16 protein-coding genes and 2 pseudogenes are annotated in these 17331 nt (G+C 39.6%); 9 read left to right on the forward strand and 9 right to left on the reverse strand.

Annotated elements, in window-relative coordinates:
- Nucleotides 1-290: 290 nt before the first annotated feature.
- The 4 genes from ACI6MV_RS08025 (at nt 291) to ACI6MV_RS08040 (ending at nt 3497) form a co-directional block, all read left to right on the forward strand.
- Nucleotides 291-491, forward strand: a complete 201-nt coding sequence (locus ACI6MV_RS08025) for a cold-shock protein (RefSeq protein ID WP_407269763.1) — start codon at nt 291-293, stop codon at nt 489-491.
- Nucleotides 492-603: 112 nt separating this feature from the next.
- A complete protein-coding gene (locus ACI6MV_RS08030) occupies nt 604-978 on the forward strand; it encodes an SET domain-containing protein (protein ID WP_407269764.1) in 375 nt (124 codons plus the stop codon).
- A gap of 537 nt (nt 979-1515) precedes the next feature.
- Entirely contained in the window at nt 1516-3186 is a 1671-nt protein-coding gene (locus ACI6MV_RS08035) for a hypothetical protein (protein ID WP_407269765.1), read from the forward strand.
- Between the two features lie 71 nt (nt 3187-3257).
- Entirely contained in the window at nt 3258-3497 is a 240-nt protein-coding gene (locus tag ACI6MV_RS08040; RefSeq protein WP_407269766.1) for a hypothetical protein, read from the forward strand.
- Here the strand turns inward: ACI6MV_RS08040 and ACI6MV_RS08045 are convergent.
- The 4 genes from ACI6MV_RS08045 to ACI6MV_RS08060 form a co-directional block, all read right to left on the reverse strand.
- Nucleotides 3457-4131 (reverse strand): serine/threonine protein kinase, encoded by a 675-nt coding sequence (locus ACI6MV_RS08045; protein WP_407269767.1) that lies wholly within the window; start codon nt 4129-4131, stop codon nt 3457-3459. The genes ACI6MV_RS08040 and ACI6MV_RS08045 overlap by 41 nt on opposite strands.
- Nucleotides 4132-4275: 144 nt before the next feature.
- Nucleotides 4276-4848, reverse strand: a complete 573-nt coding sequence (locus ACI6MV_RS08050) for a hypothetical protein (protein WP_407269768.1) — start codon at nt 4846-4848, stop codon at nt 4276-4278.
- Between the two features lie 306 nt (nt 4849-5154).
- Nucleotides 5155-6312 (reverse strand): ABC transporter permease, encoded by a 1158-nt coding sequence (locus ACI6MV_RS08055; protein ID WP_407269769.1) that lies wholly within the window; start codon nt 6310-6312, stop codon nt 5155-5157.
- The gene (locus ACI6MV_RS08060; RefSeq protein WP_407269770.1) at nt 6302-7054 is read right to left on the reverse strand and encodes an ABC transporter ATP-binding protein; all 753 of its coding nucleotides are present in this window, start codon (nt 7052-7054) and stop codon (nt 6302-6304) included. The genes ACI6MV_RS08055 and ACI6MV_RS08060 overlap by 11 nt, the downstream gene beginning before the upstream one ends.
- A 198-nt stretch (nt 7055-7252) precedes the next feature.
- Here ACI6MV_RS08060 and ACI6MV_RS08065 point away from each other — a divergent pair, with 198 nt between their 5' ends.
- The 3 genes from ACI6MV_RS08065 to ACI6MV_RS08075 all read left to right on the forward strand — a co-directional run bounded on the left by ACI6MV_RS08065 (nt 7253) and on the right by ACI6MV_RS08075 (nt 9503).
- Nucleotides 7253-7951, forward strand: a complete 699-nt coding sequence (locus tag ACI6MV_RS08065; protein ID WP_407269771.1) for a LytR/AlgR family response regulator transcription factor — start codon at nt 7253-7255, stop codon at nt 7949-7951.
- Nucleotides 7952-7965: 14 nt separating this feature from the next.
- Entirely contained in the window at nt 7966-8946 is a 981-nt protein-coding gene (locus tag ACI6MV_RS08070) for a sensor histidine kinase (RefSeq protein WP_407269772.1), read from the forward strand.
- Nucleotides 8947-9014: 68 nt separating this feature from the next.
- A complete protein-coding gene (locus tag ACI6MV_RS08075) occupies nt 9015-9503 on the forward strand; it encodes an HIT family protein (RefSeq protein WP_407269773.1) in 489 nt (162 codons plus the stop codon).
- A gap of 104 nt (nt 9504-9607) precedes the next feature.
- On the opposite strand, the gene ACI6MV_RS08080 is transcribed toward ACI6MV_RS08075, so the two are convergent.
- From ACI6MV_RS08080 to ACI6MV_RS08095, 4 genes are all read right to left on the reverse strand, one after another.
- Nucleotides 9608-12214 carry an ABC transporter permease gene (locus tag ACI6MV_RS08080; protein ID WP_407269774.1) on the reverse strand — a complete coding sequence of 869 codons (2607 nt, stop codon included), beginning with the start codon at nt 12212-12214 and terminating at the stop codon, nt 9608-9610.
- Nucleotides 12211-12894 (reverse strand): ABC transporter ATP-binding protein, encoded by a 684-nt coding sequence (locus tag ACI6MV_RS08085; RefSeq protein ID WP_407269775.1) that lies wholly within the window; start codon nt 12892-12894, stop codon nt 12211-12213. Before ACI6MV_RS08085 ends, ACI6MV_RS08080 begins: the two co-directional genes overlap by 4 nt.
- 142 nt (nt 12895-13036) lie before the next feature.
- Nucleotides 13037-14041, reverse strand: a complete 1005-nt coding sequence (locus tag ACI6MV_RS08090; protein WP_407269776.1) for a HAMP domain-containing sensor histidine kinase — start codon at nt 14039-14041, stop codon at nt 13037-13039.
- A gap of 1 nt (nt 14042) precedes the next feature.
- Nucleotides 14043-14726, reverse strand: coding sequence for a response regulator transcription factor (locus tag ACI6MV_RS08095; protein ID WP_407269777.1), 684 nt, complete (start codon nt 14724-14726; stop codon nt 14043-14045).
- Between the two features lie 592 nt (nt 14727-15318).
- Here ACI6MV_RS08095 and ACI6MV_RS08100 point away from each other — a divergent pair.
- A pseudogene (locus ACI6MV_RS08100) lies at nt 15319-15396 on the forward strand (hypothetical protein); the annotation flags it as partial.
- Here the strand turns inward: ACI6MV_RS08100 and ACI6MV_RS08105 are convergent.
- Entirely contained in the window at nt 15369-16322 is a 954-nt protein-coding gene (locus tag ACI6MV_RS08105; RefSeq protein ID WP_407269778.1) for a polysaccharide deacetylase family protein, read from the reverse strand. The pseudogene ACI6MV_RS08100 and the gene ACI6MV_RS08105 overlap by 28 nt on opposite strands.
- Nucleotides 16323-16447: 125 nt before the next feature.
- Here ACI6MV_RS08105 and ACI6MV_RS08110 point away from each other — a divergent pair.
- Nucleotides 16448-16969, forward strand: a pseudogene (locus ACI6MV_RS08110) (DUF4097 family beta strand repeat-containing protein).
- The last annotated feature ends 362 nt before the right edge of the window (nt 16970-17331 follow it).

Here is a 17331-nt window from a genome sequence, read left to right on the forward strand (position 1 = left end):
CGGGTGATGTGAACAAAAACATTATAATAAACAAATATTACCAAAACCCTTCCTATCATAGGCGCACACTATATTTTTATCTAATCGAAAACAAATCTTACATTTATTTTTAAAAGGAAAAGCATTCCCTATATCTTTTTTATTTTTTATGTGTTATAGTTAATTCAATTATTGTTGTTCGGAAATTCGTAATGATAGCAGAAATAACTAAGAGGTAATTTTTGTCTTGAATGAGTATGAGAGCAAGGATAGTAATTTTATTGTGCAATAAGCACTAGGAGGCAACACAAATGAACACAGGTAAAGTAAAATGGTTTAACGCAGACAAAGGTTTCGGTTTCATCGAAGTAGAAGGTGGAGACGACGTATTCGTACACTTCTCAGCTATTCAAGGCGAAGGTTTCAAAACATTAGAAGAAGGTCAAACTGTTACTTTCGGTATCGAAGACGGACAACGTGGACCACAAGCTACTAATGTAGAAAAAGCATAAATTGCTCTTAAAAAAGGTTCTTCCCCTAATACGGGAAGAGCTTTTTATTTTGCATTATAATAATTTTTGTATTTTTAAACAAAATAACAAGTAAAAGAAGCAGGTGACTTGCATGATTGAAATAAAGACTTCTACATTAAGTGACGGAGAGTTCAATAGAGGTGTATTCGCTATCGAGGATATAGAAAAAGGTGCGTTGATCCATGAAGCACCGGTTATCTCTTATCCAAACGAGCAGCATGTACATATTGAAAAAACGTTGCTTGCTGATTACGCATTTGAATATGGAGAGAACCATACAGCAATTTTGTTAGGCTATGGCATGTTGTTTAATCATTCCTATACACCAAATGCCGAGTATGAAATTAGTTTCTCTGACCATACCTTTAAATTTTTTGCTTACACTGATATAAAAGCTGGCGAAGAAATATTAATTAATTATAATGGTGATGTCGATATTGATGATCCTTTATGGTTCAATGAGTAATCAAGGGACATTAGGCGAAAAAAACGATAGGATCGGTGCATTTTAGCTTTCCTATCGTTTTTTGTGTTTCATCCAGCTATTTGGAATAAAGGTTAGCCTTTAAATGCTACATTGACTATTCTTCCATTTGTTCATCTTGTTCCTCAAAAACGATCTCCCACTTAGATTTTATATCATGCAAAAAGGTATTATTCAGATATACAATAACTTGCTAAAACTCCGGATAAGCATTGAGATAACAGTTCCTTTATTTGTATAATTTAAAAGGGTGTATCATGAATAATCTATCGGTGCAACCCTCTCTGTGTTTGTAAGATAATGTATGAAACTTTTGCTTCAATCTAATCGTATGAATATATATAGCATGTTCAAAGCAGTAAGAAGGTCGAGACGGTGAAGTCCCTTAGAAGCTACATGTACGCTACTTGAGGACCCGGAAAAACAATAACTCTAGAGTTCATCGCTGATCATTTAGCTCTTTTTTGAACGGCCTCTTATAATGAAAACATTACGCTTTATTTTAAAAGGAGAGATCACATGGGAAGTATATTGCTGTTTTCTGCTATCGTAGCACTTGCATCTGCACTTGTTATTTTACCCATTACGAATAGCAAAAAGGATAAAAAAAACAATCGCAAAGGGCCGTTAATTACTACACTAATTCTATTATTTCCACTAATTTTCGGATTCTACTACTTAACTAATCTCGATCGAAATTTCACGTCTTTGTGGCCACTGTTAATTGCTGTAACCGCGACTGGCGCTGTATTTGCTCGAGGGATGGAAAGAATCGTTAAGACCTGTCTGCTCATCGCCAGCATACTCGTTGCTATTTACATTCTTGCCGCACCGATTTTCAATGCAGATGAAAAGTATGAGCGTGCCAATATGGATGAGCAAACAGAAATTACTGCGTTTGATGAAACAAAGACACCCGCAAGTGTTCCACCGCAGTTCGCGCGTAACAAAATGAAAAAATCATTCGGTCAAGTACCAAACACAAGCTATTATGAATTAGGTAATTTGCAAATTCAAAAGGTAAACGGCGAGTATGTTTACATTGCACCTGTTGAATTTTCTGGTTTATTCAAATGGATCAAAGGAAACCAAACGCCAGGGTATTTTACGATGAGTGCAACGGATTCATCCGCTAACCCTAAATTCATCGATGAATCAATGAGCTATACACCATCTTCTTTCTTTAATAAAAATATAGAACGCCATATTCGTATGGCCTATCCGAATCGAATTTTTTATGGAAGTGTACAGCTAGAAGTAAATGATGAAGGAAAACCATATTATATTCGTACGTACGGTGAATTTATCTCGGCACGTAATGGTTTTGATCCCCTGGGGATTGTCATGGTTGACCCAACGAGTGGAAGTACAGAGGATTATCCAATTAGTGAAATTCCAGCATTTATCGATGGAGCAATTTCACCTGAGTCTGTCAGCCTTCACAACAGCTATTTCGGTAATTACATTAACGGATTCTGGAATAGTGTATTTGGAAAATCAGATGTGAAGCTTCCTTCTGATGAGGGAACAGAGGCAAACGTTAGTCCGGTTTTTGACGAAAACGGTGATATGTATTATTTTACTGATTTTACAAGCCCGAAAGAAGGCGTTGATTCGATGCTTGGCTATGCGTTAACCAACTCCAGAACTGGTGAGGCCACGTACTATACGGGCAACCTAGAGAATTCTTATATGGATTCTCGAGGTGCGCTTGATATTATTGAGAAGAAATTCATTGAAAAAGAATGGAATGGCGAAATGCCAATTTTGTATAACTTCTACGGTGAAGCGAGCTGGCTTGTCCCAGTACTTGATTCAAATGGATTTTTGCAAAATTACTTTATCGTTTCCGCAGCAAACCCGGAAATTTCTGCCTATGCAGACACGCCAAATGCAGCATTAAAAAGCTATAAAACTGCATTACAGCGCGGTGGTGGAAGTGTCGACGGCAACTCAGCAGCAGATGAAAAACAGGTAACCGGAACGGTCGTCCGCGTCTATAAGGAAAAATCTGATCCGTACACGATTGTGTCATTCTTACTGGATAACGGCAACAGTTATATCGTGTCATCCGAAACATATCCACTCGCCATCTACATCCAAGAAGGCGACACAGTAGATGTTACGTTCCTAGATACAGGCGAAATGTTCTTACCGGTGAAAGAAATTGAAATTGAAGGTTTGAGGTAAATGTAAAAAGATAGTACCCCATAGTTCGGGGTACTATCTTTATTAGTTTAGGGCAAGTGTTGGCCAGGAGCTTGTTTGGTGCAATTATGCATTGGTGTGGTGCAATTATGCGTTGGTGTGGTGCAATTATCCCGCCGTGTGGCGCAATTGTGCGCTGGTGTGGTGCAATTATCCCGCCGTGTGGTGCAATCGTCGGCTTTTGTGGTGCAATTGCCTCCCAAACTGTGTCTCCAATCCATCCACTCAGCATCTTACCAAGCACACCATTCTTTATTTCCGAAAAGCCGTCAATTTTAAAACGCTTTCAATAAATTCATCGAATGATGCAAAGTGACTGTTCCGCTGGTGGTACCATTTTCTTACTGTTTCTACTAACCAAAAAGGAACAGATTTGCCATCAATAAGATGATAATATTGGTAAGCTTTCTTCGTATGCTCCCAACGATAATCATTGCCTGGCTGCACATATTCAGATACGTCAATAATTTTTGCTCTACCATTTTGCAGTAATATATTTTTTAGATGAATGTCACGGGGATTTAATGATCTCTGCCTGGCGTATTCTCTCGCCTCATCGACATCCTGAACAACCTGTTGTGGGATATGTATACCTTGCAGGAGACAGTCGAATAAGGTTGTTCCTTGCTCAAAGCTTAGAACGAGGTATTGATCATTAGCAGCATAACATGTTGGAAAAAATGGGGATTCTCCCAGTCTTCGATAAACCTCTGCCTCTACTTTAATCTTATCGGTTTTATCCGCAGCATAGATCTTAAATGCATAGACTGGTGTATGAATATATTGAAAAACAGCTGCATCGGTACCAACCCCAACACACCTGAGGTTTGGCGAACTACCATGAATGGTCACAGGCTGATTATTTGGATTAGAAGTAATCGAAATTTCCGATAGGCTTGGTATCGCATCTTCCCAGTCAGATTTCATATTCACTTCCCCTTTAATTATATTTATCATAGCTTAACAGAAAACCTAGTAAAGTAATAGATATTCACTTGTATGTTAATTAATGCCAACTTTTTTAGAAGAAAAGAGCCCCATCATTAAGAAAGGACTCTATTACTATACTAGTTAATCTTCATAAGGACCGTATGGCTGAGCCCAATTGCCTCCTGGGCCTGGTAGTGGGCCTTCAAAGTTTGGCGGGTATGGCTGCTGGTTCCAATTGCCTCCGCCTGGGCCTGGTAAATGTCCTTCAAAATTTGGTGGGTACGGTTGCTGGTTCCAGTTACCCCCGCCTGGGCCTGGTAATGGTCCTTCTAAGTTTGGTGGGTACGGTTGCTGGTTCCAGTTACCCCCGCCTGGACCTGGTAATGGTCCTTCTAAGTTCGGCGGGTACGGTTGCTGATTCCAATTGCCTCCGCCTGGACCTGGTAATGGTCCCTCAAAGTTTGGCGGGTATGGTTGCTGATTCCAGTTACCTCCGTCTGGGCCTGGTAATGGTCCCTCGAAGTTTGGCGGGTATGGTTGCTGATTCCAGTTACCTCCGCCTGGGCCTGGGCCTGGTCCCTCGAAGTTTGGCGGGTATGGTTGCTGATTCCAATTGCCTCCACCTGGGCCTGGTAATGGGCCTTCGAAGTTTGGCTGCTGATTCCAGTTTGGATAGCTTCCCTGCGGATAACCTGTATATCTATTTTGGTTCATGTACGCTAAAACCTCCTCAAATTGTCTACACGTTACCATATGTCACGATATTGGGTTCCGCAACCACCTAGTGAAAGTTTGGGTTAACACCTATAAAGTGCAATTATACGAAGTTGTGGTGCAATTAACCGCATGTATGGTGCAATTGTTCTAACGTCTGGTGCAATTATCCCAAAACGTGGTGCAATTCCGTCCACCTATGGTGCAATCACGCCCCACTCCCTCATCCTCGCCAGCCACCTATCTCGACAATCACAACCTCATCCCACACAAAAGGCTCCGGTAATATACCCCGGAGCCCTCGCTTTAATTCATTACCCACTTATCTTTCAGGAACAACACTCGACCAATGATAAAGACAACAATCATGCAAATCAGGTTACTAGCTAATGTAATCAATACGTGTTGGAAATCAACAACGCCAAACAACAATTCTTTTAATAAACTAAATAGATTTAACAAAGGTATTGCGAAATGCTGAAAGGCTAACTCATTTACACCCATTGTTGATACGATAAATGTCGGGAACATTGCTAGCATCATGATTGGTGTGCTGTAGCTTTGTGCTTCCTTGACTGTTTTCCCGATGATGCTCGTTAGCATGAGCATTGACGCCACAAACATCGCGTACATAACGGATACAAGAAGTGCAACTCCAACGATAAGCAGTGCATTATCACCAAAGGAGATTGATTTTTTTAGGTTTTCTGTTAAAAAGGCAATCTCTAACGACACGACAATTAGCGTAATGATTCCTGTTATTGCTCCAATCGATGAAATGGTCATCCATTTAGCACCTAACATTGTTGCGCGATTTACTGGTGTCATCAGCAAAGCTTCCATCGTTTTCTTTTCTTTTTCCCCAGCAAATAAGTCTGCTGCTGCAGGACCAGCGCCAACCCCAATAGACAGTGCCAATATTAGTGGTACTAACATTGCTAGCAAACCAATACCAGGTGATTCTTCAGCTATTTCCTTTTGTTCAAGTGCAAATGGTTGAACGAGCTGCGGATCAGCTCCTTGTGCCTCTAGTCTTTCCGCGATCGTAGATTTTTCATATGTTCCAAGTGCAGCTCTAACCATACTCATTAAATTGTCTGAGTTTTGACTATTTGAATCGCCTATGATCGTTACAGCTGCTTGTTGGCCCGATGCGACAGCTTCTGAGAAGTTAGTTGACAATAACACTGCCGCGTGTGCTTCCCCGTCTTGCACTGCCTTCTCTGGGTCAGCTACGTTTAATAGTTCAACATTTTCATATTCTGTAAAAATTGCCATCTCTGCTTCGGTCGTTGATTCGTCCACTGCAAGTGTTAACAGCTTTTCCTCCCCTTCCGAAATCATCTGCTCATAAAAAAGAGTTAATCCTGTCATCATAACAATCGGTAATAATACGGTTAATAATAGTGTTCGGCGGTCTCTGAAGCTGTCTTTCATTTCTTTGATATATATTTTAAGAAGCATGGTATTCGCTCCCCCTCACTAATTTACTCATAAAGATATAGTTTAAATCATTACTGCCTTCTGTTTTATAAAGAGCATCCAAATCGCCATGGTAGACGAGCTCTCCCTTATGCATCATCGCAACTGAATCACAAAGCGTTGATACTTCTTCCATAATGTGACTAGAAAATACAATCGTTTTTCCATCCTGTTTAAGTTGGTGAATGAACTGGCGAAAGATATTGGATGATGTGATATCTAAACCGGTCGTTGGTTCATCGAACAAAATAATATCTGGATTATGAATTAACGTTCGAGCAATCGCTACCTTCTGGCGCATCCCTTTAGAAAAACCACCAACCTTACGATTCAAGTAATCTCGCATGCCAAACATAGTAGCTAAATCATCAATCCGCACCTTTGTTTCATGCTTACTTAGTCCGTACATTGCTGCGAAATATTCTAGATTTTCTCTCGCAGTCAAGCGATTATATAAGCCGGTTTCACCACCAAAAAGTACACCGATTCTTTTCTTAATTTCATCCGGCTGTTTCGTGGTATCGTATCCTTCGACTGTGATCGATCCTTCCGTTGGTGTTAACAGTGTTGCAATCGATCGTAGCAACGTCGTTTTGCCAGCACCGTTCTCCCCTAGCAGGCCGACAACTTGACCTTTTTCCACCGTAAAACTGACATGCTTTAATGCTGTAACAAATACTTTTTTATCTTGAAACTTTTTTGTTACCTGTTTGATTTCTATCATTACTTTCACCTCTCTGTGTTATATCTTGATTTCATCATACAAAGATTTCTTAAGGAAATCTCTACTCATGTCGTAAAAGTTCCACTTGATGTCGCGAAAAGGTATTTTTATAGAATTTTTCAATAAATGACGTATGGTGATGGAGAAAACTGTATAATGGACGAGGGATAATTTCAGAAATTGGTTGAGGTGAGAAACATGAAGATCGGTATTGTGGATGATCGAGCAATTGATCTAGATAAACTTTATGGCATCGTTACAAATATACCGAATGTAGAAGTTATTTTCTCCACTACATCTGCGGAAGAAGCGTATGCACAAATCAAGAAAGAAACAATCAATTTATTAATTGCCGATATAGAGATGCCTAATTTATCGGGCTATGAACTTGCTGATATTATTCATTCACACGCATTGAACATTTCAGTTATTTTTGTTACAGCCAATAGCGGCTTTGCTGTCCATGCATTTGAATTAAATGTCCATGATTATATTATGAAGCCATACCCAAAAGACCGATTAATTACTTCCATCACACGGTTAATGGAAAAATCGAACACAGCTGAAATTGCAGGTAGACTGTACATTAAACAGAAATCAGATATACATATCATTTTAAAAAAGGATATCGTTTTTATCGAAAGATCCGGGCGCTCAACGACGATTTTCACTCGCTCTGGTCCAATAAAAACGTATCAAACACTTAATGAACTAGAAGGAGAATTAAGAGAACGGGATTTCTTGCGGTCTCATCGCTCCTTTATTATTAACATCCACTTTGTAAAAAGCTTCTCGCTTTATGCAAAGAACTCGTACATCGTCACGTTCGAAGGCTTAAAGGAGCAAGCGATGATTACAAAGGATAAAGTTGAATTTTTACAACACAATTACTTTTAAAAGGTGGAACTATATTGAAACAAAGTCTTGGTTATTGGGGAATAATTACTGTTTTAGGAATGCTTCACATGTACGCTCTTCAATTGTTGATTCCTATGAACATCCCTATTTATCTTTCTAGTTTGCTACCAATTGCCGTTGTTTACATTTTGTATAAACGAACAATCCCGCGTATCGATTCTCTAGGTTTGCAATGGAATGGCATGTTGTTCGGTGTGCAGGTGTTGCTCTTAGGATGTTACCTGTTTATAGTGCCGTTGTTAGGCTACTTGCTACTTGCTGTGGTTTTTGTCTGCATCGAAGTAGTACGTGTCCAACTAGCAAGTAGATTAGCTTCACTTACGCAAGAGTTGGAAATATTTGAACAAGAGCGTGCACAGTTTAATGAAACATTTCGTATTGTCCGTAGTGAACGCCATGATTTTCTAAAGCATGTAGCTGCGATTCATTTTATGCTGGACAACGAGAAGCATCTCGAGGCGAAAACGTATTTAGATGATTTGGTAGATGGATATGAAGAAACAAACTTATCAATCAAAGGGGAGCATGGAGCTGTTGCCGGTATTTTGCATCAAATGTATGGACGTGCCAGCGCCTTAGGCATAAGCACTTTTTACGATTTTGATGTGCCGCTATCATCATTACCTTTGTCTGATAAGCATATCGTCACACTAGTAGGTAATTTACTTTCTAATAGCATTGATGCGTGCCAACAGTGGCAAGAGCAACATGATGCCCAAGCCCAAATTACTTTACAGTTTTATAAACGCAGTGGCTTATATCTATTAACCTGTCAAAATAATAGTTTACCGATACCAACGGACATATTAGACCGTCTATTTGTTGATTACGGCAAGTCAACCAAGTCCGGTGACCACCAAGGTCTCGGCACCAAAAAAATCGATGATATCGTAATTGATTATCAAGGATTCTTAGATTTTATATATAAAGACGAATCATTTACCGTGAAAATTAAATTCCCAGCGATCGTGTAAAAGAAATAGATAGCGCTTAGAAACGCTGACACCATAACCGGGAGTTGGAATGGAAGGAGGACTTACCGATGAGAGAAATCACCTTAGCAAATGGAAAAACCGTAGAAGTGGAATGTTTGAGCTGTGCATTAACGAGTGGTCTGATCGAGCCGGAAGGTGGTGTTGTGCTTGAGACGGAATATTTTCACGCTCATCAAGATGTTGCCTATCCAATAAAGGGTCTTATCATTTTAGCTTCGAAACGGCATATTATCTGCATAGACGAATTAACAGAAGAAGAAAGGTTAGATTATATAAACGTTCTAACAAAAATAAGGAAGGCACAACGGGACGTGCTAGGCATAGAATATGTTTATTATTTTTATAATGAAGACACCACACATCATTTCCACACCTGGATGGTGCCAAGATATGAATGGATGCACGAATTTGGTCGTTCCGTTGAATCGGTTAGACCTACGCTGCTTCACGCTCGAAATCATATGAATAGCAAAGAAAACATGCAAGAAGTTATTGCTGCGATTCGTGCTTTAACGATTGAATTAAATAAATTATAAGCAAAAGGAGCATCGAGTTGCTTTGATGCTCCTTTGCACATGCAGTATTCTAATAATGGAACTACTTACTGCTACATTCTGCACAACATACTTTTCATAATCCTTTAAGCATTTTCCTGCTTTAACGCATCAATTATATTTTCCTTCTTCACCTTCTGTATCGAGTAAAGCATCGCTGCACCAACAATCACAAAGATTGCAACAACCACATACAAGATACTAATCCACGGCAGTTCGAATGCGTATTCAAACGTATTTTGCATCGACTTGTGAATCAGGAACATAACACCGATGCTTAGTGGTAATCCGTATAATAGTGCCTTTACACCGTAAAAAATACTCTCGTAATTAATCATTTTGTTAAAGCCTTTTGGCGTCATCCCGACCGATTTGAGCATAGCGAATTCTCTTCTTCTCAATGAGATACTCGTTGAAATCGTATTAAAAATGTTGGCGATCGATATACCCGTAATTAACACGATAAATCCGTATGTGAATACTGACATTAACAATAAGATTTGTTCTTCCTGTTGGCGAGCTTGGTAGACGTTATAAGCAAAATAATTACTATCCATCGTTTCTTCCAATTGTTCTTGTGTCTTGATTGGATCTGATGATTTAAAGTAGCCATATGTTCCTAAATTTGCCTTTATTGATTCTGGATAAATGTGATCCATCACTTGTTCTGAGACAATAATAATTATTCCACCTAAACCGGGAGAAGTGATGCCAACAGGATAATCATCCGTGATGCCCGCAACTTCTACATCCTCCATCTCCAAGTGCTCCTCTGTCTCCCAATTTTCAGCAAAGACATCAAGACTTTGACCAACCTTGGCATGTATTGCCTTCGTATTAACTAACTTTTTAGTCTCGTAATCTTCATATTCAATCGTATCAATAACTATTGCCCTTGGTTGTTCTGGATCCTGCAGTTTTGCTACATCGACGCCAACCGAATTCGCATAGGCAGCTAAGCTAGCTTCATCCAGGGCATTTATATAAAGCGAATATTTTATACTGCTATCTTTTTGTGCCTCCGTATTGTCTTCTGCTTGTATGATGTTAACCCATTCTTCTCCTGCGGCTTCCTGATCAATCCAAGCGTAAGCTTCACCTTTTTTAACTAGATTATATTCGGTTATATGATCAAGCTGGGCAAACTTTGTTAGCTCTTCCATATTGGTCGATCCATTACCTTCAGCTCCTACTTGAATATCATAATCGATGCCATCTTGTGACATAACTAATGATCTTCTCACGTTATCGGTAAAAAACGACACGGTTAAGAATAATAAAATGCTGATTACAAGTGAGAACACGGTTATTTGATATCTACGCTTATTTCTTTTTAAATTTTTCAAACCAAATTCTGCTTCAATTCCGAAAAGCTTACGCACGAGTTTAGACGTTTTAACTTTTTTACCAGTCAGCTTTACATCCTGCGATTGACGTATCGCATCGATAGCTGAAATTTTCGAAGCTTTTCTAGCAGGCATATACGTTGATATAAAAATAGTTAGCAAGGATACACCACAGGCTGCAAGAATTGATACTGGTGTGACCGTTAATTGAAGCCCTTGTGCAATCCCAAATACCCCTTTGATTGCCGAGTTGATCAATAAGAATGTGATTCCCATCCCTGCAAGGCCAGCAATGATTCCGATTGGGATACTAATACTCCCGATAACTACCCCTTCAAAAAGAACCGAATTTCGCTTTTGCCTTTTCGTTGCACCAACGCTTGATAGCATGCCTAAATGGCGCGCACGCTCCGATACACTAATCGCAAAAGCATTATAAATCAGTGCCACAGAACCGACGACAATTACACCCATAATAATTGCAACTAACGAAAACAACGTTGTCCTTAAGCCATCATTTTTTGTTACCCCATAATAGCGAAGTAGCTCACTATTAAAAGTAACCGATGAAATCTTGTTTTCAGCGACTAATTGATCCGCATGATTATAAAGTCCACTATTTACCTTATTTAGCACGATGGAAGCATTCACCCGATTATCTGCACTTACCGTACTTTCATCGATATAGCTAATAATCGTATAGCCTGGTGCCCATGTTGGCTCCCACGTTGGACGCTCGATGAAACCAACAACAGTATACGTCTCTTCAGATGTGTTCACGAGCGTTTCCGCAACTTCCTCACCATTTGTTTGTAATGAGGTCGATTGTCCAATAGTAGGAACATCTGGTGGCATGTCTTGATACTCTCTGTCACCTACCGCAAGCGTCATTTGACTACCAAGCTCGTATGTTACCCCCGCATCTGATTCAATGTGCTCAGGTAGCACCACTTCGTTAGGTGACTCAGGAAAACGCCCTTCTGATAATGTAATAGGGAAATTTTCAAATCCTTGCTTGTCGTATCCTTTTACAAAAACATACGGCTTGTAATCATTTTCTGATCCTTCTAGCAAGGCATAGCCACGGTCCTGGGTGAGCACGACTGATTTTGTAGCATCATCATTCTGAACTGCTGCTAGCTGTTCCTCGTCCAAATTTTTATATAGAACATGCCATTCCCCTTGCTCTGCAATTACTTGTCTTTTCAGTAAATCTAAAAAAGAAACCCCGAGCGTAGCAACTGCAGTAATCATCGCTACCGAAATAATAACCCCTACAATCGTAACGAGTGTGCGCCGTTTATTTTCTTTCAAATGCCTTATGGTTAGCTTGTTAACGATGTTCATGGATGGATCACCTCGTCCTTAGCAACCCTTCCATCCTCGATTGATATCACTCTGTCTGCTTGTAGTGCGATTCGCTCATCATGTGTAATCACAATTAACGTTTGATTATAAGTTTTATTAAACATTTTTAATAGATCCATAATTTCCGTACTGTTTTTACTGTCAAGGTTTCCAGTCGGTTCGTCTGCCAGCATGATCGACGGGTTACTAATTAGTGCGCGACCAATCGATACACGTTGCTGCTGCCCACCGGAAAGCTGATTCGGCAAGTGGTTTAAACGATCGTTTAAACCTAAAGTTTTCACAATATTGTTAAACTGCTTTCGATCAACTTTATGCTCATCAAGTAGTAATGGCAAGGTAATATTTTCTTCAACCGTTAGCACTGGAATTAGATTATAAAACTGATAGATCAAGCCAATTTGACGACGTCTAAAGATCGCAAGCTGTGTTTCATTTAACTGGTACATATCAGTGTTATCGACAAGCACTTTGCCGTTAGTTGGACGGTCCACGCCACCAAGCATATGAAGCAGTGTTGATTTTCCTGAGCCCGATGGACCGATAATAACAACAAATTCCCCTTTTTTGACGGTGAAAGACACGTCATCCAATGCCTTTACAGCCGTTTCACCATTTCCGTACACTTTAGACAGATGTTCGATTTTTAATATGTCCATGTGAAAACCTCCATATTTTTGATTATCTTTAGTTTATCTGTCTAAAATGACTATCAAGTGACTTTAAAGTGACAGTTTAGTCACTTAAGTGACTCATCCTTACTTGATGACTGTATTGCAAATTCTTGAGAAAAGTTCAATTTCAAATTACCTGCTTATAAAACTTAATCCGAAACTCTGTACCCTTTCCCTCTTCACTGCGTACCTCAATATCGCCATTTTGACTTTTAATGATCGTATAAGCAAGCGCCAGGCCGATGCCGATACTTTCATCACTTGCATTTTTTCCTTTATAAAATCGTTTAAATATATAGAGGAGATCTTCTTTAGGGATGCCTTTGCCGTTATCTTGTATCACAAGTTCTGTGTACAAAGGATTCTCGCTATACTTCAAACTTAGTGTTCCAGCTTCTGGCGTATGTTCCACACAATTTTTTAATATATTGATCAAAGCCTCCGCTGTCCAGTTCAAATCACCTAAGAATGCAACGGTATCTTCCCCTTTTATTTCAAGTGCCTGCGTTTTGATATCTATCGGAATTAAAACAGGCTCAACAGCTTTTTGGATGAGGTCTTTAACTAAAATGCGATCTTTCTTAAAATGTACCGTTCCAGCATCGATTTTAGAAAGTTTTAGTAAGGAAGAAACGAGCCACTCGATTCTTTCTAACTGGACACGGATGTTGCGGGTGAATTCGCTTCGTTTTGCTATATCCAATCGTGCATCACTGAGAAGATCAGCCATCACCATCATCGAAGTAAGTGGTGTTTTCAGTTGATGTGAAATATCCGAGATGGCGTCGGTTAGCTGGTCGTTATTCTGCTCAAGTTGTGAGCTATGCTGTGAGAGCATGAGGGTGACTTTATATATTTCATTCTTTAGTATACTAAGCTCTCCCTCATGATTATCACGAACATCCAGCGCGTAATCGCCACTGCTAATTTTTCGCAAATAACCAGACAGTTTCTCCAATTCCCGGTAACGCCACCTCGTAAATAGAAGTGCACAACCAATTAACATTATCGCTGTAACAGCTACAAGAATAGCAGCTTCCAATGAAAAGAAGAACGCCGCTATACCAGCCACGACTAACGAGATTGTACACATCACCAACAGAAATAGTTGAATTTCACGGTTACGAAACATCTTAATCACCAACCTTATAGCCAATCCCACGAACTGTTTTAATGATCGTTGGATTCTGCGGTTGATCCTCAAGCTTTTCGCGTAGCCTTTTTATGTAGACGGTCAGCGTGTTATCGTTAACAAAATCACCGGCAACGTCCCACAATTGTTCTAATAATTGGTTCCTAGAAAGTACTTGTCCAATATGGTTGGCGAAGATAAGTAATAACCTGTATTCTAAAGCAGTTACGAGTACTTCCTCTCCATTTTTATATACTTTCCCTTCTAACGTGTTAATCCGTATATGCTCAATTTCAATAATGTTCTTCACTACTGTTTGCTTTTGATATCGGCGAAGCACGGATTTAATTCGAGATAAAAGCTCCCGCACTCGAAACGGCTTTGTAATATAATCATCCGCTCCCATATCAAGCCCCATAACGACGTTCACTTCATCATCAAATGCCGTTAAGAAAATTACTGGAGTATCTTTTCGCCCTTTCACATAGGAACACAAATCATAGCCACTGCCATCCGGTAACGATAAATCAAATAAACACAAGTCGATGCTTTCTAATTGCTGCGACAGCACTTGTTTAGCCGAAGTAGTATCATGGCGCAAAATTGTAACATACCCTTCCTGCTGCAAGGAATATTCCAGCCCAGAGGCAATCGTTTTATCATCTTCGACAAATAGGATTTTCATTGATTCAGCTCCTAACTATATAGATCCTATATGCAAATTATACTTGAACATCGCGATTATAAAAGAGTAATTTTTATCTTATGATCTCCATGCTACTAAATTCATTTTCCAATCACACAAAAGTCATGACTGATTTCACTACAGTCATATGACTAATGCTCTATATGATGAAGTTAGAAAAAGTCAAAAGGAGGCGATGTTAATGAAATGGAGCAGCACAACACGCATCACGGCATCAATTGTATTAACAAACATATTATTAGCCGCAATTGCCGGATTGTTAGTTTTACTAGGTCTATTTGATGATTTACAAACGGAATTTACTTTTTCTCATTTTATCTACGCACTAGTCGGCATATTAACGACGCTTTTAGTATTTTGGCTGTATAGCAAGGTCGACAAAAAGAAACCTTGGCGATTGGGCTTCAAGATGACTAAAAAGGATATTGTCTATTCGGTTGTTGCCACGGTTGCTTCATTAGTAACGGTGTTAGCTTTCATTTGGATGATGGACCGCTCAGGCACTGTGATAGCAACATATCATTTCAATCGCATCTTTACCATTCATTTTTATCAGCTGTTAGGTGTGGCAATGATTGGCTGGTTTTTTGCTACTTTAAAAGAAGAAGTGCTCGCACGTGGTTATTTTATGGCAAACTTACAGCGTTTAAGCGTACCGAATGCGATACTCGTGTCTGCTGTACTGTTTATGGCGTTACATTTTATTATGGGAGACTTTGACCGCCAGTTGGTTAAAAGGAGGCATCGTGTATGGCTATATTTATGTAAAGACAAGCTCCATAACCGTATCAACAATTGTGGAACCGTCTCAAACGCTAGTCCCTGCTCTCTTATCTCGGGAATAATTTGCCGTAATGCTTCGATCGTGTTGGTGCGATCTCCTTCCCAATCAGCACCGTCGTGCATTAAAATGATCGCTCCGGGATGGAGATTACTTAAGACATTGTCGGCAATTTGTACTGGCGGTAACTCTTGCCAATCTAGTGAATCAACCGACCAACCGACAACCGTATAGTTCAAAGAGATGAGCTTTTCCACAATTTCGTTATCTAAAAAACCGTATGGAGCTCGGAATAGCTTCGTTCGGTAGCCAATAACAACGTTCAAAATATCTTCTGTTTGCATGATTTCCCGTTCCAGTGTTTCTATATCACCCGCTTCGACGAGATTTGGATGCCAGTATGTATGGTTGCCAATAATATGGCCCTCATTGATAATCCGCTGTATGAGGTCTGGATAAGCTGCCGCGCGGGCTCCCATCAGGAAAAAGGTTGCTTTTACATTATGCTCCTTTAGAACATCTAGTAGTTGCGGGGTAAACCTTGGGTCTGGTCCATCATCAAACGTTAATGCCACCTTATTATCTGTTTGTGCGCCTTGTAAGTATACTGTTTCAGGATAACGTTCTTGTAAAATAAAATTAGAAACTGGATTGCGCACTCGCTCGGGATCCTCAGCACCACCATCTAGTTCTGGTGGACTGTCTGGTTGGGCATGTGTTTTCATCACACCAGATGATATGATAAACAAACTGACAGCAGTTAATAGTAAACATTTGATTGTTTTTTTACACATTTTTCAATCTCCTTCATTAGAAACCAATATTGTTATTTTCTATGAGAAGATGCTGCTTATACCTACTAAAAAAAGGAATCATTGTTTTATGAAAGCTATACAATATCTTCTTCTTTTGCTTAAAAGTGAAAGATTCCTATACTTTAGACGTGACAGTAAACAACGGAACTGTTAAAAGAAGCATGCGCCCTTCGTTTACCTTTATGGCAATCAATAAAAAAGGTATGCTAACGATTAACATACCTTCTAAATTATATGAAGAAATTGATGTAGCATCTACTTCTGGGGATATTCATGTTGCAGATCTAGAAACAATTCGTATCGGTATGGAGGTTACTGCTGGAGATATTACCTCAACCTCGCTAATATCTGATACACTCGAGATTGAATCAACCTAAGATGATATAACTGCTAAGGTATCGGAATTTACAGCATTAAATCTAAAATTGACCAGTGGTGACATCCATCTTGATACAGAAGCAGACTCGTTCACACTTGATTTTAAAGCAAAATCAGGTGACGGCGAAATCGATGTTCCGGGCTTTATGTTTGAAGAAAAAATCGGCAATCGCTTCGTAGGACAAATAGGTGATGGAAAAAGTAGCATCACGGTACGTGTTACTTCAGGTGATTTCCAGCTAAACTAAATTGTTGCTGGTGTTGTTAAATAATTGTCAAAGCGGTTTCTTTTAACTTCATAATTGAAGTGAAATCCGACGTAGTGCTCGTGATTTCCGCTCCAGGCAGTCGTTTTGTGAAGAACGGCAGGTGACGGCTATAAAATAGCGGATCAAGATGCTAATAAACTTTTAGCGGCCACAGTGGACCTTATTGCTCGTAATATACCAGTTTTGATGATTTGACGGCCACCAGAGCCCTTATTTACTAAGAATGGCTTACTACAGCAAGGTTTTTATTCAAATAAGCGTACTGGTGGCCGCGCAATTCTTAAAATGCCAATCCTGTCACAAATAAGGTCCGTGGTGGCCGTCAAGCAGCAACTCATTTC

Source organism: Radiobacillus sp. PE A8.2, assembly GCF_045635475.1.
Taxonomy (GTDB): domain Bacteria; phylum Bacillota; class Bacilli; order Bacillales; family Amphibacillaceae; genus JBJGXI01.